This is a genomic window from Alcaligenes sp. GCM10023179 (assembly GCF_042653705.1).
GTDB lineage: Bacteria > Pseudomonadota > Gammaproteobacteria > Burkholderiales > Burkholderiaceae_B > Alcaligenes > Alcaligenes phenolicus.
Genome location: NZ_JBHSIQ010000002.1, coordinates 868,320 through 888,506 on the forward strand (window position 1 = coordinate 868,320; position 20,187 = coordinate 888,506).

The following is a 20,187-nucleotide window of genomic DNA, read 5'->3' on the forward strand; positions in this document are numbered from 1 at the left end:
TATAACATCTCGAAAATTAACAAACCGGAAGATGAGATGCGTTTCCAAGCCCGTCCCCTGCCACTAGCCCTGGCTCTGCTTTTGTGCACCTCGGCCCAAGCCAATGAAATTGAAGAAGCTGTTCCTGAACTGGCCCCTATCCGAATCTCTGCCAGCCCCCTGGCCTTGCGACAAACAGAGCTGGCCACTGCCAGCACGGTCCTGCAAGGCCCCAAACTGGATTTGCGCCGCAGCAGCACCTTGGGTGAATTGCTGGACGGTGAAGTCGGCATCCATGTAGACAGCTTTGGCAGCGGTGCCAGCCGCCCCGTCATTCGCGGCCAAACTGCGCCCCGCGTCAAAGTCCTGAGCGATGGCGCAGAGGTCATGGACGCGTCGGCCATCTCGCCCGACCACACCATCACGGTCGATACCTGGCAAGCGGACCGCATCGAGGTGCTGCGCGGCCCATCGGCCCTGCTTTACGGAGGCGGTGCTATTGGCGGCGTGGTCAACGTGCTGGATCGCAAAATCCCCACAGCCATCCCCGAAAAAGGTTTTGAAGGCTCGGTACGTGCCCAGGGCTCCACGGCTGATCGTGGCAGAATCGGCGCAGTCGAGATGACAGCCGGCGAAGGCAATATCGCCTTGCACGTAGAAGGTGCCTCGCACCGTAGCCGCGACTATCGCGTCCCCAACTGGACCGATGGACGCGTCAAGGACTCCGACTCCAGCACGGACACAGGCAGCGTTGGCCTCTCCTTTATCGGGGACCGTGGCTATATAGGCGCGGCCTACTCCTACCGTGAAGGCAGCTACGGTCTGCCCGGTCACAGCCACGAATACGAGGACTGCCACCCGCACGGTGCCACTCTGCATTGCGGCGGCCACAGTCACGATCACGGCCATGACCACGATCATGGCCACAGCCACGAACATGATCACGAACACTCGGCCACCGCTCACCTGCGTACTCAGCGTTTCGATATCCGTGGCGAACTGCGTGACCCTCTGCCCGGCTTCAAACGGGCTCGCCTGCGCGCTGGTGCGACCAACTACCAGCACGTTGAAAAAGATGGCGATATTGATGGCACCCGCTTCACCAATCGCGGTTACGACACGCGCCTGGAGCTGGAACACAACCCTTGGGGGCCGTTTGAAGGGGTCATCGGCCTGCAAACCAGCCAGTCTGATTTTGCGTCCCGCGACGGTGCTGAAAACTTCATTCCGCCCACCCGTACTCGCAGCCAGGGCCTGTTCCTTCTGGAAAGCGTGAACTGGGACGACTGGCGTCTGGAACTGGGCGCACGTCAGGAATGGCAAACCGTCACGCCCGACTCGCAAACGCTGGAACGCCGCAAAGGCACGGCGACCTCCTTCTCTTTAGGTACGGTCTGGGACTTCGCACCCGAATACGCCGCCAGCCTGTCCGTGTCCCGCTCTCAGCGTCTGCCCACGGCTCAGGAACTGTTTGCCAAAGGCGTGCACTTTGCCACGCTGAGCTATGAGCGTGGCGATCCGAACCTGGATCGTGAGACCAGCCATACGGTGGACCTGGGGCTACAAAAACACCTGGGCGATCTGCGCTTTGATCTACGTACCTTCTACACCCGTAGCTCGAACTACATTTATGGCCGCAGCCTGGACCGTCACGAAGACTTTCAGCTGATCCAATACAGCCAGGACAAGGCTCAATTCTGGGGCCTGGAAGCAGAAGCCTCTTACCCCGTCACATCCTGGGCCTCGGTCAGCGTGTACGGCGATCTGGTGCGCGGTAAACTGCAAGATCCTGGCCGCAACCTGCCCCGCATGCCCGCTGCCCGCCTGGGTATTCGCACGGATCTGAACTGGCAGAACTGGTCCGGCTTTGTCGGCTACACCCACACCTTTGCCCAGGACCGACTGGCTGAACATGAAGAGCGTTCGCCGTCTTACGGTTTGCTCAGCATGGGTTTAAGCTACCGCCTGCATATGGATCAGAACACCTACACCCTGTACCTGAGAGGAAATAACTTGCTGAACAAGTTGGCTTACCGCCATACCTCCTTTATTGCCCGTCAGGCCCCGCTGATGGGACGCAACATCCTGGCCGGGATACAGGTGGAATTTTGAGCAAGACCGCCATACACACGGGTAGCCGCCTCTACCAGATCGTGGCCGACATGCAGGGCGAGCGCCCTTGGGGCAACTTTCTGGATGCGGGCACCGGCAAGGGTTCGCTGCGCTGGTTGCTGACGCTGGACACAGAACGCTGGACGGCCATTACCGCCTCTCCCAGCATGGCTGAACAAGTCACCCGTGAGCTGGGCGATCAAAAACGCCCCGAGGACCGTCTGCTGGTGGGCAACTGGAGTGACCCTGAATTTTTGCAGGGCGAGCGCTTTGATACGGTTCTGGCGGACTATCTACTAGGTGCCATAGACGGCTTTGCCCCCTACACCCAGGACCAGTTGTTCAGCCGCCTGCGGCCGCTTACCGGCCAGCGTCTCTACATTATTGGTCTGGAGCCCTACGTGCCCTATAGCAGCACGGACCCGGCGGGCAAATTGATTGTGGAAATAGGCCGTTTGCGCGATGCCTGCCTGCTGCTGGCAGGCGAGCGCCCGTATCGCGAGTACCCGATGGACTGGGTCCTGCGCCACCTGCGACAGTCCGGCTATCGCTGTGTGGATGCGCAGCGCTTTGGCATTCGTTACGGCGACAGCTTTATCCACGGTCAACTGGATATGTGTGACGGGCGCTTGCGCCGTCTGAAGGACCGCAACCTGGCCATGGCCTTGTCCGAGCATGTCCAAGCCTTGCGCAAGCAAGCTCTGGCCTTGAGCCAGACCTTGGGTGGTCTGCGTCATGGCCACGACTATGTGATTTGTGCCGAAGCTATTTAAAAACCAGAAAGCTGCTCAGGAAAAAGCAAAAGGGGCTTCGGCCCCTTTTGTCTTGCATAGACTGCGATGGCAGCACATCTGGTTGTAGCGACGGCCACAAGTTCAAGACTCCAGGCACTGCCTGTCCAGACATCGCCTATACGCCTGATCGTCGTCCCGGCCAAACTCCCAAGCGCAAGCTCGCCTGTCAACGCAGGCAAATACGCAATTTCGTCCCAGGCCAAATGATCAGGATCAATAATTAGCCCACTTCACCTGAGCCGCGCATGAGGCCGTGTTTTGACAAACAACAGACACAAAAAAAGCAGCCTTTGGCTGCTTGCATCGCGACACTTTATAACTGGAAATTCAAACCAGGTCTTGAAAAGCAGCCCTAAAGAGCCGTATAAACAAGAAGTTCTGGCGCGTCCGACAGGAATCGAACCTGTATCGAGGGCTTCGGAAACCCTAATTCTATCCATTGAACTACGGACGCCAAGCTCGCTATTGTAGCGCGAGTTTGGAGTTTTTTTCAGCATCTATCCGGCAATTATGAGTGCGCTAAATCAAGAGTCAGATACAAGAGCGACACACTCCGCTATAATCCATGGTTGCGCGATCTGGGTCGGTGGCTTGGTAGACACGTCCTTGCGCACACCCATTAGGTAGGCGCAAGCCTTTATTGGTGGCCTTTAAAGGCCCTCCCGTCATTTCTTGTACGAACTCGCAGGATCCGATAATGAGCAACACGGAACAAAAACCCGAAGAACACAACGAGGGTCACTCAGCCATGATCAAAACCCCTAAACAATTGCTTGTGACCGTGGCTCTGGCTTTCTTGGTGCCCATCGCGATTATTGTCATGCTGGTCAGCCTGGTTACCTCCACCATGGGTGCAGGTGCTGGCTCCGCCGCCCTTTCCCCTGAAGCCATTGCAGCCCGCATTCAGCCTGTTGCCGGTTTCAAACTGGTTGACGCCAATGCCGTCAAAGAGCTGAAGACTGGTCAGCAAGTTTACGAAACCACCTGTACCGCCTGTCACGGCGCCGGTGTAGCCGGTGCGCCTAAATTTGGCGACAAGGGCGCTTGGGGCGAGCTGATCAAGCTGGGTCAGGACGAACTGGTCAAGAACGCTATTCACGGTATCCGCGCCATGCCTGCCAAGGGTGGTAACCCTTCGCTGGACGACATCGAAGTGGCTCGTGCCGTTGCTTACATGGCTAACGCCGCTGGCGCTGACTTCAAGGAACCCGACGCTCCCGCACCAGAAGGTGAAGAAGCTGACGCCAAGCCTGAAGCCACTGCGGCTGCCGATACCAAGCCTGCTGAAGAAGCTCCTGCTGCAGAAGCTCCCAAAGCAAGCCAAACCGCTGCTGCGGATGACAACAAGGTCGACCCGGCCGGTATCAAGCTGTACGACACCATCTGTTTTGCCTGTCACGCAGCCGGTGTTGCTGGCGCGCCCAAGTTTGGCGATCAAGCGGCCTGGAAGCCATATATCGAATCCGGTATGGACACTATGGTTCAAAAAGCCATTCACGGTGTAGGCGCCATGCCTCCACGCGGTGGCTCTCAAGCCTCCGACGACGAAATCCGTGCTGCCATCCAGCACATGGTTAACGCCGCCAAGTAAGACTGCGACAAGGCTCTGGCACCGTACAGAGCCTGCGAATACAAAAAGCCCGATGAATATTCATCGGGCTTTTTTATTGCCTGAAGCGGTTTGCTGATGACTGATGCAGAAGCTGCCCCCTACAATCTAGCCCTCGGATCACTGCACCCTGCAGCTATCAAACAGCTGCGGATACTTACCATGACACGTATTACTTCCGCTGCCCGTCTGACCTTTACGGGCATCCTGTCGGCCCTGGCTGTTTTGATCTTGCCTTCGGCCCAGGCCTTCGCCAATGAGTCGACAACGGCAGCCACACAGAGCACAGCGCAGGCTACCAGCATCCTGAATCGAGATAGCCTGGAGCAGGCTATGCACACGCTGCTGCAAGCCACCATGGCCAGAGACCTGGAAACCATTCTGCAATTTCAGTCGCCGCGCAAGATCCAGAAAATTTCAAAAGCCATGGGCAAGGACCATGCAGAGACCATTGCCGAACTGATCCGGGTCGGCCGCTCTATGGATGAACATCAGCCCGTACAGATTCTGTCTGGACACTATGACGTGGATACTGCACAGTTCGGCAAAACCAGCACAGGCCGCGACTACGCCGTGCTGAACTACAGCCGTACTTTCAAGAAAGACGGCAAGACCTTTGAGCTTAGCTATCCCACATTGGCCAGCGTAGATGGCAAGACGATTTTCATCATCCCGCTCAGCGAGGATACGCTGCTGCCCGAACTGATCGAGCTGTATCCCGATCTGGCTTCGGTGAAAATACCCGCGACCAAAACACAGAAGTAATAGTTTGCTCTCCTGGAGCCCTGAGCCCGGCCTAAGCATCCGTTTATTGAGCACCTGGTTCAGGCTGCCAATAAAAAAGCCTGAGTCCGGTGTCATCCCGGACTCAGGCCGACTCATAAGCTTGTAGGCTGATCTACCTCTAGAACACGCTATAAAGCGTCCAAGAGAGCAATCTCAGGCCTTACTGCGCCTTGCACTGAGCCAATGCCGTCAAGGACATACCCAGTTGGACACGGCGTTGCAGCCAGGGGCTGGCGCGGTAGCGCATATCGCCCGTGACAGCTTGCAGGGTGTTCAATACATCCAGCAAATCACGCGAGCCGACGGCATCACCCATGGACAGCGGGCCATTGTGAGGATAACCCAGGCCCAGACGCACAGCGGCATCGATATCTGATGGGGTCGCTATCTGCTGCTGAGCAATATCGCTGGCGATGTTCACGATGGTAGCCACCAAACGCTGGGCCACAAAACCGGCAGAGTCTTCGATCACGCTAACCGCCGTACCATCGCTGGCCAGCATGGCCCAGGCTTGATCACGCCATTCAGGTGTGGTCGCAGCCGAGCACATCAGCACGCGGCGGCGGCCTTTCTCCAAGCCGAACAAGGTATCCAGCGCCACGGTGCGAGCTGGGTCCAAGCCATGCAAGGACACCAAAGTCGCCACGTCTTCACCGTAAGGCGTTAACAGAATCAGTGCATCGGCAGGTGGCTGGTCGCCTTCCACCACTTTCACGCCCAGTTCGCTCAGCAATTGCAGCGCGCGCGCCTGACCTTGTTCGTGGTAAGGCGAGACCCACACAGGAGCAAAGGTCGTGACAGCGGGAACAGCAGGCTCTTGAGGAACCTGTTTCTTGCCATCTTCATACTTGTAGAAGCCTTCTCCGTTCTTGCGACCAAACAATTTACCGGCGTGACGCACGGCGGTAATGGGCGAAGGACGGAAGCGCGGCTCGTCGTAGAACTGACGGTAAATGGACTCCATGACCGGATGGGACACATCCAGCGCGGTCAGATCCAGCAGTTCAAAGGGCCCCATGCGGAAACCGGCCTGCTCGCGCATGATGGCGTCGATCTGGTAGAAAGGCGCCACGCATTCCTGGGCGATTTTCAGGCCCTCGATGTTCATGCCACGACCGGCGTGGTTCACGATAAAGCCGGGCATATCCTTGGCGCGCACAGGCGTGTGGCCCATGTCGCGCGACACTTGCATCAAGGCATCGCCCACTTCCGGCGAGGTGCGCAGGCCGTCGATAACCTCGACCACTTTCATCAGCGGTACGGGGTTGAAGAAGTGATAGCCAGCCACGCGTTCGGGGTGGCGGCAAGCTTGGGCAATGGCGGTAATGGACAGCGAAGAGGTATTGGAGGCCAGCACACAGTCGGCCGACACAATCTCTTCCAGCTGTTGCAGCAAGCCTTGCTTGACGTCCAGACGCTCCACAATGGCTTCCACAACCAGATCGGCAGGGGCCAAGGCTTGCAGATCGCTGGCGGTTTGCAGACACGCTTTGGCCGCGTCCACCTGTTCAGCCGTCATACGGCCTTTTTCTTGCAAACGACTCCAGACGGCGTGTACATCCGCCAAAGCAGCCTTGACCGAGTCCGCATTCAGGTCATACAGCAAGACCTGCTTGCCAGCCTGGGCAGCAATCTGGGCAATGCCCCTTCCCATAGCACCTGCGCCAACAATAGCGATGGTTTGTATCTGTTTCATGATTCACAACCTGATCGAAAAGCAATAAAAATTAAGCCTGTGCAGCGGAGCCGGACATCATGGCCTCGACCTTGTCGGGCGACAGCTCCAGCACTCGTGCCAGGACCTCGCGGGTGTGTTCTCCCAGACGCGGGGGCGCACTGCGATACTGCACCGGCGTGGCCGACAAACGTAAAGGACTGGCTACCGAAGGCACGCTACCCCCCTGCCCGGTCGGCAAGTCCAGGCGCAAGCCGCGCGCCAGCACCTGTGGGTCCTGATAAACCTGTTCCATCGTATTGATGGGCCCGGCTGGAATACCTACGGCTTCCAGCGTCTGCAACCAGCTATCGCGCGTGCGGATTCGCATGATCTGCACCAGCATGGGCACCAACTCGTCCCTGTGCATGACTCGTCCGGCATTGCGCGCAAAACGGGGATCATCCGCCCACTCGGGGTGGCCCAGCTCCCGCGCAAAACTGCGAAACTGGGCATCGTTGCCCACCGCCACAATCAAATGCCCGTCACTGGCCTCAAAGACCTGATAGGGCACCAAATTCTGATGTGCATTACCGGGGCGCTGTGGTGCCTGTCCGGTACACAAGTAATTCATGTTCTGGTTAGCCATCATGGCCACCTGACAATCCAGCAGAGCAATATCCAGATGCTGACCCAGGCCACTACGGTGGCGCTCCACCACGGCTGCCAGCACAGCCACGGTGGCGTACATGCCTGTCATGACATCGGCCACAGCCACACCCGCTTTTTGCGGTTCACCACCTGGCTCACCTGTCAGGGACATCAAACCACCCAGCCCCTGGATCATGAAGTCATATCCTGGACGACTTGCATAGGGGCCAGTCTGCCCAAATCCGGTAATCGAACAATAAATCAGGGCCGGGTTGATGGCTTGCAGGCTTTCATAGTCCAGTCCGTACTTTTTCAGGCCACCGACCTTGAAGTTTTCCACCAGAATATCGCAGCGACTGACCAGCTGACGCACCACCTCGGCACCTTGTGCAGTGCCTATATCCAGGATGATGGACTCTTTATTACGGTTGGCAGCCCCAAAATAGGCCGCATCCTCCGTGTCCGCCCTGTGACCATCCTGCAGATACGGCGGCCCCCAGCCTCGGGTGTCGTCCCCGGCACCGGGACGTTCGACCTTGATGACTTCCGCACCCAGATCAGCCAGGTTTTGAGTACACCAGGGCCCGGCCAGCACGCGCGTCAAGTCCAGAACACGCAATCCCGCCAAGGGCGCTTTTCGTTCAGTCGTGGTCATAGCAAACAAAAATCCTTCAAGTCGCTTATTGTGCACTACGTCTTCTTAGTCCGGTCTACGGACAGAAAAAAGTGCTCAAACCATGGTCATTTTCGAGGCCGGAGGAATTTGTGCAGCGCACCAAGCCGGGCGACGATAAACCGTCCTAGAATAGGTGACGATAGATTATCAGCGGCAGATCTTCCTTGCAGGACCCCGCCCCTTCAAGAGGCAGGGCACTTCTTTCGATAACAGGAGACCGACCTTATGCCATCGGCATTAACGCAGCAGCTTTATCAATCTATGACCCTGCCTGTAATGGCAGCGCCCATGTTCATTGTTTCGAACCCCGCCCTGGTGATTGCACAATGCGCCAGCGGCATCATCGGTTCCGTCCCCGCCTTGAACGCCCGCCCCCAGGAAAAGCTCAAGGATTGGCTGGACGAGATCGACGACACCCTGGCCGAACTGCGCGAGCGCCATCCCGAGCGCCGCATCGCCCCCTACGCCATCAACCACATCATCCACCAATCCAACGACCGCCTGGAGCAGGATTTGCGTGTGTGCGCCGACCACAAGGTGCCGCTGGTGATTACCAGCCTGCGCGCCCCGCAAGACATCGTGCCGCATGTGCACGCCTGGGGTGGCAAAGTCTTCCACGACGTGACCACCTTGCGTCATGCTGAAAAAGCGCTGGAAGCGGGTGTGGATGGCCTGATCGTGGTGGCTGCAGGTGCTGGCGGCCACGCCGGTACCTTGAGCCCCTTTGTGCTGGTTAACGAAATCCGTCAGATTTTTGATGGCCCGATTGCCCTGTCCGGCGCTATGAGCCGGGGTCGCGACATTCTGGCGGCCCAAGCCATGGGGGCCGACATGGCCTACATCGGCACGCGCTTCATTGCCAGTACCGAAGCCAATGCCTCGGACGATTACAAGAGCATGATCGTCAAGGGTCGTGCCGCCGATATCGTCTACACCCCGCTTTTTACCGGCATCCCCGGCAACTACCTGAAGGACAGCATCCGCGCTGCAGGCCTGGACCCGGACAAGCTGGACAGCGAAAAAAATGCCGACACCGCCTTCGGTTCGGGCATGAGCAAAGCCTGGCGCGACATCTGGGGCGCTGGTCAAGGCATTGGTGGCATTGACTCGGTGGAATCTACTGCCGACATCGTGGCCCGTTTGCATCGCGAATACCAGGAAGCCAAGGCAGCACTGCTGGCCTCCCCCTTCGCCTGAACAGGAGCACGCCATGATACGGACTCATGACGCAGGCCATTGGCTGGAAGTCATTCTGGACCGCCCGGAACGACGCAATGCCTTGACTGGCCCCATGTACGAAGAGCTGGCCGACATCATCGACCAGGCCAATCAGAACCAGAAATATCGTGCCCTGATTCTGACCGGCGCGGGCGAGCATTTCTGTGCCGGCAACGACATCTCGGAGCTGTCCAATGTGCGCAATAGCGACATGCCGCCACCGATCAAATTCCTGCGCAGTCTGGTCCAGGCCGACGTCCCACTGATCGTGGCCGTAGAAGGTCACGCGGTGGGTATTGGCGTAACCTTGCTGCTGCATGCGGACTTTGTGTACGCGGCCCGTGACGCGCGTTTGCGCATGCCCTTCACCGCATTGGGCCTGTGCCCGGAAGGCGCCTCCAGCCACCTGCTGGCACAGTACGTGGGGCCACGCCGTGCCAACGAATGGCTGCTTCTGTCACAAGCCTTCAGTGCCGAGCAAGCCATGGAAGACGGCCTGCTCACTGAACTGACCGACCACGGCAATAGCCTGGAAGCCGCCCGTGCCTGCGCCCACGCGTTGTCCGAGCAGCCTCCCATTGCCTTGCGCACCAGCAAGCGTCTGCTACGAGAACCCCAGCGCGAAGTTTTGCTGGAGGTTCTGGAACGCGAGCGCAAGCTGTTTTCCAAACTGCTGGAAGGCGAAGAAGCTCTGCAGATTCTGGGGCAAATGAGCCAGAACCGCAGCGGCAAATAGCGCTTGTGTGGACCTGATTTCTGCGCAAACCCGCATGTGCAGCGATCTTGCCACACTGCACCCGGTTCAGACGGGTGATAAGGGGCCTGTGAGAGCAGGTCCCTAATTTTTTTTACCGTATTCGCAAAAAAATCTTGCGTGCAAAAAAAAATCGCTGTATTTTATTTTTTGCGCTGCAACAAATGCACCGCTTTAACACGTTCTTTGCGGATACGCCCATGACACACTCCTGTCCCCCCCAAGCCCAAGGCTTGTACCTTCCCGCTAACGAACACGACGCCTGCGGCGTCGGATTTATCGCACACATCAAAGGCCAGGCGAGCCACGCCATCATCACCCAAGGCCTTAAAATCCTGGAAAACCTTGATCACCGCGGCGCTGTAGGCGCAGATCCCTTGATGGGCGACGGTGCAGGCATTCTGATCCAGATCCCCGACCAGCTTTACCGCGAAGAAATGGCCGCTCAGGGCGTGACCCTGCCGCCCCCCGGCGAGTACGGCGTAGCCATGGTGTTCCTGCCCAAGGAAACCGCTTCCCGCCTGGCCTGTGAACAGGAGCTGGAACGTGCGGTACGTGCCGAAGGCCAGCACATGCTGGGCTGGCGCGATGTGCCGGTGGACAGCACCATGCCCATGTCGCCCACCGTCAAGGCCAACGAACCGGTGATTCGCCAGCTGTTCATTGGCCGCGGCCCGGATGTGATGGTGCCCGATGCGCTGGAGCGCAAGCTGTACGTGATCCGCAAGACCGCCAGCCACGCCATCTACCGCATGGCATTGGCCCACGGACAGGAATACTTTGTGACCTCGGCCTCGGTGCGTACCATCGTCTACAAAGGCCTGCTGCTGGCTGACCAAGTTGGCCGCTACTACCGCGATCTGGCCGACCCTCGCGCCTGTTCCGCCCTGGCCCTGGTCCACCAGCGCTTTTCCACCAACACCTTCCCCGCCTGGCCTCTGGCCCACCCCTACCGCCTGATCGCCCACAACGGCGAAATCAACACGGTACAGGGCAACTTCAACTGGCTGCGTGCCCGTGAAGGCGCCATGGAATCGGCCGTGCTGGGTTCGGATCTGCAAAAGCTTTACCCCATCGTGTACGAAGGCCAGTCCGACACGGCCACCTTCGACAACTGTCTGGAACTGCTGGTGATGGCCGGCTACTCGCTGCCGCACGCCATGATGATCATGATGCCGGAGGCCTGGGAGCAACACGCCGAGATGGACGAAAGCCGTCGCGCTTTCTACGAGTACTACGCAGCCCAGATGGAACCATGGGATGGCCCTGCTGCTATCGCCTTTACTGATGGCCTGCAAATTGGTGCGCTGCTGGACCGTAACGGCCTGCGTCCCGCCCGCTACGTCATTACCGACGACGACATGATTGTGCTGGCCTCTGAAGCCGGTACCCTGCCTATTCCTGAGCACCGCATCGTCAAGAAATGGCGTCTGCAACCGGGCAAGATGCTGCTGATCGATCTGGAACAGGGCCGCATCATTGACGATGCCGAGATCAAGTCCCAACTGGCCAACACCCACCCCTACAAGCAGTGGATTGAACGCCTGCGCTTGCGCCTGGACTCCCTGCCCAGCGTGCCCGGCGTGCGTCCCCAATTGGCCACCCGCGACCTGCTGGATCAGCAACAAGCTTTTGGCTGGACCCAGGAAGATATCAAAGTCGTCCTGCAGCCCATGGCCAGCAAGGGCGAAGAGGCCACCGGCTCCATGGGCAACGACGCTCCGTTGGCCGTGCTATCCGACAAATCCAAGCCCTTCTACAACTACTTCCGCCAGCTGTTCGCTCAGGTTACCAACCCGCCTATCGACCCGATTCGCGAACAGATGGTGATGTCGCTGGTGTCCTTTATTGGCCCCAAGCCCAATCTGCTGGACATCAACAACGTCAACCCACCGCTGCGTCTGGAAGTGTCCCAGCCCGTGCTGAGCCCGGCTGACATGAACCAGATCCGGCGCATTGAAGCGGCCAGCAATGGCAAGTTCCGCAGCCAGGAACTGGACATCATCTACCCCAGCGCCTGGGGCCCGGAAGGCATTGAGGCCAGCGTGGCCGCACTGTGCGCCCGTGCGGCAGATGCCGTGCGCGATGGCTACAACATCCTGATCCTGACAGATCGCCGATGTGACGCCGAGCATGTGGCCATCCCCGCCCTGCTGGCAACCTCGGCCATTCACCAGCACCTGATCCGCATCGGTCTGCGTACCCGCACGGGTCTGGTCGTGGAAACTGGCTCGGCCCGTGAAGTGCATCACTTCGCCCTGCTGGGTGCGTATGGTGCCGAAGCCATGCACCCCTGGCTGGCTTTTGAAAGCCTGCAGCATCTGGCCCAGGACCCGATCAACCAGATCGACGCCTCCCAGGCCGAGGGCTACTACATCAAGGCCATCAACAAGGGCTTGTACAAGGTCATGTCCAAAATGGGCATCTCCACCTACATGTCCTACACCGGCGCGCAGATTTTCGAGACCATCGGCCTGTCGCGCTCGCTGGTAGACAAGTACTTTGTGGGCACCTCCTGTCCGGTAGAAGGGATTGATATCTTCACCGTGGCTGAAGAAGCGCTGCGTCAGCATCGTGCCGCCTATAGCAAAGACCCCGTGCTGGAGAATCATCTGGAAGCCGGTGGCGAATACGCAGTACGCGTGCGCGGCGAAGCCCATATGTGGACCGCCGACTCCATCGCCAAGTTGCAACACGCCACCCGCAGCCAGAACTACAGCACCTACAAGGAATACGCCCAGCTCATCAACGAGCAAAGCCGCCGTCACATGACACTGCGCGGTTTGTTCGAACTACGTCTGGACCCGGCTCAAGCGATTCCTTTGGAAGAGGTGGAACCGGCTAGCGAGATCGTCAAACGCTTTGCAACCGGCGCCATGTCGCTGGGTTCGATTTCAACCGAAGCCCACGCCGTACTGGCCGTGGCCATGAACCGGATTGGCGGCAAGTCCAATACTGGTGAAGGTGGCGAGGACGAGTTGCGCTACCAGCATGAAATGCAGCACGGTAAAAGTGGCATCCGCCAGGGTGATACCTTGGCCAGCGTCCTGGGCCAGGATCGCGTGTTTGCCGACATTGATCTGCAAGAGAACGATTCGCTGCGCTCCCGCATCAAGCAGGTAGCGTCCGGCCGCTTTGGTGTGTCGGCCCAGTATCTGTGCAGTGCCGATCAAATTCAGATCAAGATGGCACAAGGAGCCAAACCCGGTGAAGGCGGTCAATTGCCCGGTCATAAAGTGTCCGAGTACATCGCCAAGCTGCGTTACTCCGTTCCCGGTGTGGGCCTGATTTCTCCTCCCCCCCATCACGACATTTACTCCATCGAAGATTTGGCCCAGCTGATTCACGATTTGAAGAACGTGAACCCGCAAGCGGATATCTCCGTGAAACTGGTGTCCAAAGTCGGTGTGGGTACTGTGGCTGCCGGTGTTGCCAAAGCCAAGGCCGATCACATCGTGATTGCCGGTCACGACGGTGGTACGGGTGCTTCGCCCCTGTCCTCCATCAAGCATGCCGGTACCCCGTGGGAACTGGGTCTGGCTGAAACCCAGCAAACCCTGTTGCTGAACCGCTTGCGCAGCCGCATCCGCGTGCAGGCCGACGGCCAGATGAAAACCGGCCGCGATGTGGTGATCGGTGCCTTGCTGGGTGCGGATGAATTTGGCTTTGCCACCGCTCCGCTGGTCGTGGAAGGCTGCATCATGATGCGCAAATGCCATCTAAACACCTGTCCCGTTGGTGTTGCCACCCAGGACCCCGTGCTGCGCCGCAAGTTCAAGGGCAAGCCCGAACACGTAGTGAACTACTTCTTCTTCGTTGCAGAAGAAGTGCGTGAACTGATGGCCAAGCTGGGTGTACGCCACTTTGACGATCTGATCGGTCGCAGCGACTGGCTGGATATGCGCAGCGGTATTGAACACTGGAAAGCCCAGGGCCTGGACTTCTCCCGCCTGCTGCACAAAGTGGACAATGAAGAGTCCCCACGTCAGATCGCTACCCAGGATCATGACCTGGAACACACGCTGGATCGCCAACTGATCGAGCGCAGCGCCGTGACCTTGAATCAGGGCACCCCACTGTCCTTCATCACCCCCGTACGCAACCGCAACCGCAGCGTCGGTGCCATGCTCTCGGGCGTATTCACCAAGAAATATGGCCATCAAGGTCTGCCTGACGACAGCCTGCACATTCAGTGCAAAGGTACAGCGGGTCAGAGCTTTGGCGCTTTCCTGGCGCAGGGCATCACCCTGGATCTGGTGGGTGAAGCCAATGACTACGTAGGTAAAGGCTTGTCCGGCGGCCGCATTATCGTGCGCTCACCCAACGACTTTCGTGGCTACGGCCCGGACCACATCATCGTGGGCAATACCGTGCTTTACGGCGCCCTGTCCGGTGCGGCCTACTTCAACGGCGTGGCCGGTGAACGCTTTGCCGTGCGTAACTCCGGTGCCAGCGCGGTTGTGGAAGGCGTAGGCGATCATGGTTGCGAATACATGACGGGCGGTACCGTGGTTGTCCTGGGCGAAGTGGGCCGCAACTTTGCAGCCGGCATGTCCGGTGGCGTGGCCTACGTGTGGGACCCGCAACGTCGCCTGCAACTGCGCTGCAACCCCGGCATGGTGGATCTGGAGCCGGTCCTGAGCAAGGCCGAGCAAGAGATGAACAGCAGCATGGCGCAATGGCACAGCCGTAGCGCCCAGGGCGAACGTCAGACCGACGATGCCATCTTGCAAACCCTGGTTCAGGAACATTTCAAGGCCACGGGCAGCTTCCAGGCCCGCGAGCTCTTGAAAGACTGGGACAGCGCCCGCGCACAATTCGTCAAAGTCATTCCACGCGAGTACCGCCGTGCATTGAGCGAATTGTGGCAGGGCCCGCAAGCCAGCAAAGCCGCGCCCAAAAGCAGTAAAACCCGCCGTTCGGCTTCGGCCTGAACCCTTCCCATCACCATCAGGAAACGACACATCATGGGAAAGACGACTGGATTTCTTGAGTTTCAACGTCTGCAAGAAGCCGTAGAAGCTCCTTTAAAGCGGGTCAAGCACTGGAAAGAATTTGTCCAGGTATTGAACGACGAGCAGGCAGGCCAGCAGGCCGCCCGCTGCATGGATTGCGGCATCCCTTTCTGCCACAACGGCTGCCCGGTCAATAACATCATTCCTGACTGGAATGATCTGGTTTACCGTCAGCAGTGGAAAGAAGCGCTGGACGTGCTGCACTCCACCAATAACTTTCCGGAAATTACTGGCCGCATCTGCCCCGCTCCTTGCGAGGCAGCCTGTACCCTGAACATCGACCGTGCGCCCGTGGGCATCAAATCCATCGAGCACGCCATCATCGACAAAGGCTGGGCAGAGGGCTGGGTTGTGCCACAAGTGCCTACCCACAAAACCGGCAAACGCGTGGCCGTCATTGGCTCCGGCCCTGCCGGCTTGGCCAGTGCCCAGCAATTGGCACGCGTCGGCCACGAGGTCACCGTGTACGAGAAAAGCGACCGCATTGGTGGCCTGATGCGCTACGGCATCCCCGACTTCAAGCTGGACAAACACTTGCTGGATCGTCGCATCGCCCAAATGCAGGCCGAGGGTGTGCAGTTTTGCCCTTCTACCTATATTGGTCAGGCACAAGATCAAGCCGCCCAGGAACCGGGGCTGACCGTGCTGTCCCCTACCGAGCTGGAACAACAGTTCGACGCCATCATCCTGGCAGGCGGCTCCGAAACCCCCCGCCTGCTGGAGGCCCCCGGTAGCCAGCTGCAAGGCGTACATCCCGCCATGGACTTCCTGCGCATCCAGAACCAGCAAGTTGCCGGCTCACGTGGCACCCCCGCCATCAGCGCCCAAGGCAAGCATGTCGTGGTGATTGGTGGTGGTGATACCGGCTCGGACTGCGTGGGCACCAGCACACGCCAAGGTGCAAAATCGGTCACCCAGTTCGAACTGATGCCCCGCCCGCCCGAGCAGGAAAACACAGAGCTGACCTGGCCCTACTGGCCCATGAAGCTGCGCACCTCGTCCTCGCACGAAGAAGGCTGCGAGCGTGACTGGGCAATCAACACCGTAGAGCTGGAAGGCAAGAACGGCCAAGTCAAAGAACTGCGCGCCGTGCGCGTGGAATGGAAAACCGATCCAGCAACAGGCCGCATGAGCATGACCCCCATCGCCGGCTCCGACATGACCTTCCCAGCCGACCTGGTCCTGCTGGCCATGGGCTTCACCGCCCCCGTACGCCAAGTGCTGGACGCCTTCGCCGTAGAAGCCGACCAGCGCGGCAACGTCGCCGCCAACACAGACGACTACCAAACCAGCCGAGCCAAAGTCTTCGCCGCCGGAGACATGCGACGCGGCCAGTCCCTGATCGTCTGGGCCATCCGTGAAGGCCGCCAGTGCGCCCGTTCCGTAGACGAATTCCTGATGGGGAGTTCGACACTTCCCCGCTAAGCCTTCTTGGTAGTACCAGTACACAAACAGCCAGCCGCGATAAACGGCTGGCTGTTTGTCTTCAAGCGAACGAGATCACTTCCAGGCCCCCTGACTTCGCGGGTTCTTATTTGTTGTTTGCGGCTCGCTGCCTGCTGCCTGCTGCCTGCTGCCTGCTGCCTACAACTAGCCTACGAGCCTGTCATCCATATCTGCCAGCTTTATTTGCCTGGCAACGGATTGCAGCAAGAAGCAGCCAGAGCGATTAGTTGTGGGTTGTCGGCTGTTGGCTGTTGGCTGTTGGTTGTTGGTTGTTGGTTGTTGGTTGTTGGTTGTTGGTTGTTGGTTGCCACCATTCTGAAGCCCTTGCTGGCTTGAGGCTGGGTTGGAGCATTCAGGGGGCTTGCCGCCGTCTGGGGCTGTCGTAGGGATGCAAGCACCTTGCTGTTTGAGTTCGGCGCTTGTGGTTTGTCCGGGGGACAAACCACTGAACGAGTTCAAGGTGCGCCCTACAACAGCCCCAGACAAGGGCACCGGTGCGCAGCACCGGCAAGCTTCCGCTCCGACCCAGCCTCAAGCCAGCAAGGGCTGCCGCAAGGACTCCACTCCCCACCTAAAACCCGCAAAACCCTACAAACCCCACCCCCATAAGCCTTTGATTTAATTTCCCTTTCCAAACAACCCTAGGGTTTTCCCCTAAAAACCACAGGCTAATCCAATTCCTAGGGTTTACCCTTGCTTTTATACTAGGGAAAACCCTATAATGAGGACTCGTAACTTAGACCTTCACCTTAAAGGGAAAGCAAATGTCTACCATGACCACTTACTCGCACTACATTCACTGGAGTGATGCTGTTGAGCGTGGGGTAATGCAGCATGCCCTGGAAAATGGTGAATCCGTGTCTTTAACTGCACTGACCAAAGCAGCGGCCAAACAAGTTTCCAAAGCCGCAAACGTGGTGTTCAAGTACATGGTCGAACTGACCCGTGCCTTGAACGAAGCCCGCATCCGCGATTCCCGCATGTCGGCCAGCTACTGGTAAGCCACGCATCACCGTCGTAACGCTCAAGCAAAACACCGCTTGATGTTGAAAAGCCTGCTGATTTAGCAGGCTTTTGTTTTTTCTGCGTTTGCCAATGCAGCCTTTCCAACTGCACACCTTCATCCATCGCAGAACCTTGGCTCATTGGGCGCAAGCACCTCACAAGGCGTCTCCCCAGCCCCAAGATCAAGACAAGCCAGGCACGGAGAGCGTTTCTTCCCGCGCCGCAGAACATGAAAAAGGCCAGCAAAAGCTGGCCTGCAGAACTACGACGCCTCACAAAACATAGGCCCAGCACTAAATCGTCCTTGATCAAAAAGCACTGCTCAAGACTTGTTCAACAAGTTCTTCAACATATCCAGTCGCTGCTTGGGACTTAAAGCCGCCTGCGCCGGATCTTCCTGGGCACCAGGGTCTTCGATCTTCATCTCATCAATAAAGCGTGAGCGCTCACGCACCAGATTCTCACGTGCGCGTCTGCGCTTCTTGCACCAGCTCAAGCGCAAGCTGCGCTGCGCACGCGTAATACCCACGTACATCAGACGCCGCTCTTCCTGAATACGCTGGGCCAGAATATCGGCTTCTTTATCCGGGTCTATATCTTCGTCATCGCGCCCAATGTGCGGCAGCAACCCCTCTTCCACCCCCACCAGGAACACATGCGGATACTCCAGCCCCTTGGAAGCATGAAGCGTGGACAATTTGACCGCATCCGGGTCTTCATCCTCACCGCGTTCCAACATGGTGATCAGGGCAACTCGCTGCACCAAGTCATTCAAACTCAGCTGATCGTCTGCCGCTTTGGACTTCAGCCAGGTAATCAATTCCAGCACGTTTTCCCAACGAGTCTGCGCGGGGCGCTCGTCGAACATATCGTAGAGATAGCGCTCGTAATCAATCGCCCGCAGGAGCTCGTCCAGCAATTCGCTAACGGCCGTCTCGTATCCTTCCTGATCGCTCTCTACCCGGTCCGCTCTTTGCTGGATACGGCCAATAAACTGCGCAAAGACACTTAAAGGCTCCAACTGCCTTTCCGGTAAGCGATCCGTCAGAGCGATTTGCGAGACGGCGGAATATAAAGACAGCTTTTGTTCCGCCGCAAACTGACCCAGCACCTGCAAGGTAGCCTGCCCAATTCCGCGCCTGGGTGTCGTCGCTGCGCGGATGAAGGCTGGATCATCATCGTCGTTCGCAACGACTCGCAAGTAAGACAGGATGTCGCGAATCTCGGCCTTGTCAAAGAAACTCTGCCCACCCGAGATGGTGTAGGGAATGCGCAGATTGCGCAGCGCCTGCTCAAAGATGCGGGCCTGATGGTTGCCACGGTACAGCACCGCAAAATCTCGCCACTCGGCCTGACGCTCAAAGCGCTCTGCCGAGATACGCATAGCCACTGAATCGGCCTCGTTCTGCTCGTCGTCCGTCACGTGGACCTGGATAGGCTCACCAAAGCCCAGGTCAGACCAGAGCTTTTTACCGAACACGACGGGATTATTGCCAATAACATTATTCGCAGCCTGCAAGATGCGCTGCACCGAGCGATAGTTCTGCTCCAGCTTCACGACTTTCAGGTCCGGGTAATCCTTGGGAAGCTGCGCCAGATTCTCCACGGTAGCGCCACGCCAGGCGTAAATGGCCTGATCGTCGTCCCCCACCACGGTAAACATATTGCGCTGCCCCGTCAGAGAACGCACCAGCCGATACTGACAGAGGTTAGTGTCCTGATACTCGTCCACCAGCAGATACTGCACCCGACGCTGCCAGCGCTCGCGTACTTCCTGATTGTCTTCCATCAACTGCGCAGGCAAGCGGATCAGATCATCAAAGTCCACCGACTGATAGGCAATCAAGGTGGCGGCGTAGTCGCGGTAAATACGAGCCGCCTCGATCTGGCTTGGCGAGTTTGCGGCACGCTCCGCATCGTCCGGCCCCATCAAGGCGTTTTTCCATAAGGAGATTTCCTGCTGAACGGACTTCAGGCGGCCTTTATCCGTGGTAGCCAGCAGTTCCTGAATAATTGCCAGCGCATCGTTGGAATCCAGAATTGAGAAGCGTGGCTTCAAACCCACGTGCTGGGCTTCCTCACGCAACATGCGCAAGCCCAGAGAGTGAAAGGTGCTGACGGTCAGCCCTCGCAACAGCTTGGGATCTACCAGGGCGCGAATCCGCTCGTTCATTTCACGCGCGGCTTTATTGGTAAAAGTCAGCGCGACCACTTGCCGGCCCGTGTACCCACACTCACGCAGCAGATAAGCGATTTTCTGCGTGATCACCCGTGTCTTGCCACTGCCCGCTCCGGCCAGCACCAGGCAAGGCCCATCCATATACAACACGGCCTGACGCTGCATGGCGTTCAGGTCGGTGGGGACGGTATGGCCTGGTGTAGTGACAGAGGTGGACATGGTGGAATCAGTGAATACTAGGCAAGAAAACGAGGTTCAAAGCCAAACAGCGTGCAAAACTAAAAGTGGAATCCCGGCCAAGCCGAGTAT

The 20,187-nt window shown here is 58.3% G+C and carries 12 protein-coding genes and 1 tRNA gene; 9 read left to right on the forward strand and 4 right to left on the reverse strand.

The window, feature by feature from the left end:
- Positions 1-36: 36 nt before the first annotated feature.
- Both ACFPDR_RS13365 and ACFPDR_RS13370 read left to right on the forward strand, forming a co-directional pair.
- The gene (locus ACFPDR_RS13365; protein WP_371477629.1) at positions 37-2,091 is read left to right on the forward strand and encodes a TonB-dependent receptor domain-containing protein; all 2,055 of its coding nucleotides are present in this window, start codon (positions 37-39) and stop codon (positions 2,089-2,091) included.
- Complete coding sequence (locus ACFPDR_RS13370; RefSeq protein ID WP_137430799.1) at positions 2,088-2,864, forward strand: class I SAM-dependent methyltransferase; 777 nt, start codon at positions 2,088-2,090, stop codon at positions 2,862-2,864. Before ACFPDR_RS13365 ends, ACFPDR_RS13370 begins: the two co-directional genes overlap by 4 nt.
- A 400-nt stretch (positions 2,865-3,264) precedes the next feature.
- Here the strand turns inward: ACFPDR_RS13370 and ACFPDR_RS13375 are convergent.
- A tRNA-Arg gene (locus ACFPDR_RS13375) sits at positions 3,265-3,339 on the reverse strand.
- 243 nt (positions 3,340-3,582) lie between these two features.
- On the opposite strand from ACFPDR_RS13375, the gene ACFPDR_RS13380 reads away from it, so the two are divergent.
- Positions 3,583-4,476, forward strand: a complete 894-nt coding sequence (locus ACFPDR_RS13380; RefSeq protein ID WP_203145166.1) for a c-type cytochrome — start codon at positions 3,583-3,585, stop codon at positions 4,474-4,476.
- Between the two features lie 180 nt (positions 4,477-4,656).
- A complete protein-coding gene (locus ACFPDR_RS13385) occupies positions 4,657-5,259 on the forward strand; it encodes a hypothetical protein (RefSeq protein ID WP_321216882.1) in 603 nt (200 codons plus the stop codon).
- A gap of 181 nt (positions 5,260-5,440) precedes the next feature.
- Here ACFPDR_RS13385 and ACFPDR_RS13390 read toward each other — a convergent pair whose 3' ends face one another.
- Together ACFPDR_RS13390 and ACFPDR_RS13395 are read right to left on the reverse strand one after the other, a co-directional pair.
- The gene (locus tag ACFPDR_RS13390) at positions 5,441-6,976 is read right to left on the reverse strand and encodes a 3-hydroxyacyl-CoA dehydrogenase (protein WP_226349507.1); all 1,536 of its coding nucleotides are present in this window, start codon (positions 6,974-6,976) and stop codon (positions 5,441-5,443) included.
- 31 nt (positions 6,977-7,007) lie between these two features.
- On the reverse strand, positions 7,008-8,240 hold the full coding sequence (locus tag ACFPDR_RS13395; RefSeq protein WP_376911232.1) for a CaiB/BaiF CoA transferase family protein: 1,233 nt from the start codon (positions 8,238-8,240) through the stop codon (positions 7,008-7,010).
- A 246-nt stretch (positions 8,241-8,486) separates the two neighbouring features.
- Between ACFPDR_RS13395 and ACFPDR_RS13400 the strand changes: the two genes are divergently transcribed.
- From ACFPDR_RS13400 to ACFPDR_RS13420, 5 genes are all read left to right on the forward strand, one after another.
- On the forward strand, positions 8,487-9,458 hold the full coding sequence (locus ACFPDR_RS13400; RefSeq protein ID WP_371477625.1) for an NAD(P)H-dependent flavin oxidoreductase: 972 nt from the start codon (positions 8,487-8,489) through the stop codon (positions 9,456-9,458).
- 13 nt (positions 9,459-9,471) lie between these two features.
- Positions 9,472-10,215, forward strand: coding sequence for an enoyl-CoA hydratase/isomerase family protein (locus ACFPDR_RS13405; RefSeq protein WP_371477623.1), 744 nt, complete (start codon positions 9,472-9,474; stop codon positions 10,213-10,215).
- Positions 10,216-10,433: 218 nt separating this feature from the next.
- Entirely contained in the window at positions 10,434-15,167 is a 4,734-nt protein-coding gene (locus ACFPDR_RS13410; RefSeq protein WP_088453090.1) for a glutamate synthase-related protein, read from the forward strand.
- 33 nt (positions 15,168-15,200) lie between these two features.
- Positions 15,201-16,673: a glutamate synthase subunit beta gene (locus tag ACFPDR_RS13415; protein WP_083054303.1), complete on the forward strand. Its 1,473-nt coding sequence runs from the start codon at positions 15,201-15,203 to the stop codon at positions 16,671-16,673.
- A 785-nt stretch (positions 16,674-17,458) separates the two neighbouring features.
- Positions 17,459-17,695 (forward strand): hypothetical protein, encoded by a 237-nt coding sequence (locus ACFPDR_RS13420; protein ID WP_022983381.1) that lies wholly within the window; start codon positions 17,459-17,461, stop codon positions 17,693-17,695.
- 326 nt (positions 17,696-18,021) lie between these two features.
- On the opposite strand, the gene ACFPDR_RS13425 is transcribed toward ACFPDR_RS13420, so the two are convergent.
- Positions 18,022-20,097, reverse strand: a complete 2,076-nt coding sequence (locus ACFPDR_RS13425; RefSeq protein WP_376911233.1) for a UvrD-helicase domain-containing protein — start codon at positions 20,095-20,097, stop codon at positions 18,022-18,024.
- Between the last annotated feature and the right edge of the window lie 90 nt (positions 20,098-20,187).

Bases quoted from the DNA above. Each gene is read 5' to 3' on its own strand.
- ACFPDR_RS13410 (WP_088453090.1), top strand. From the start codon at position 10,434: ATGACACACTCCTGTCCCCCCCAAGCCCAAGGCTTGTACCTTCCCGCT.
- ACFPDR_RS13385 (WP_321216882.1), top strand. From the start codon at position 4,657: ATGACACGTATTACTTCCGCTGCCCGTCTGACCTTTACGGGCATCCTG.
- ACFPDR_RS13405 (WP_371477623.1), top strand. From the start codon at position 9,472: ATGATACGGACTCATGACGCAGGCCATTGGCTGGAAGTCATTCTGGAC.
- ACFPDR_RS13425 (WP_376911233.1), bottom strand. From the start codon at position 20,097: ATGTCCACCTCTGTCACTACACCAGGCCATACCGTCCCCACCGACCTG.
- ACFPDR_RS13365 (WP_371477629.1), top strand. From the start codon at position 37: ATGCGTTTCCAAGCCCGTCCCCTGCCACTAGCCCTGGCTCTGCTTTTG.
- ACFPDR_RS13400 (WP_371477625.1), top strand. From the start codon at position 8,487: ATGCCATCGGCATTAACGCAGCAGCTTTATCAATCTATGACCCTGCCT.
- ACFPDR_RS13415 (WP_083054303.1), top strand. From the start codon at position 15,201: ATGGGAAAGACGACTGGATTTCTTGAGTTTCAACGTCTGCAAGAAGCC.
- ACFPDR_RS13395 (WP_376911232.1), bottom strand. From the start codon at position 8,240: ATGACCACGACTGAACGAAAAGCGCCCTTGGCGGGATTGCGTGTTCTG.
- ACFPDR_RS13420 (WP_022983381.1), top strand. From the start codon at position 17,459: ATGTCTACCATGACCACTTACTCGCACTACATTCACTGGAGTGATGCT.
- ACFPDR_RS13390 (WP_226349507.1), bottom strand. From the start codon at position 6,976: ATGAAACAGATACAAACCATCGCTATTGTTGGCGCAGGTGCTATGGGA.
- ACFPDR_RS13380 (WP_203145166.1), top strand. From the start codon at position 3,583: ATGAGCAACACGGAACAAAAACCCGAAGAACACAACGAGGGTCACTCA.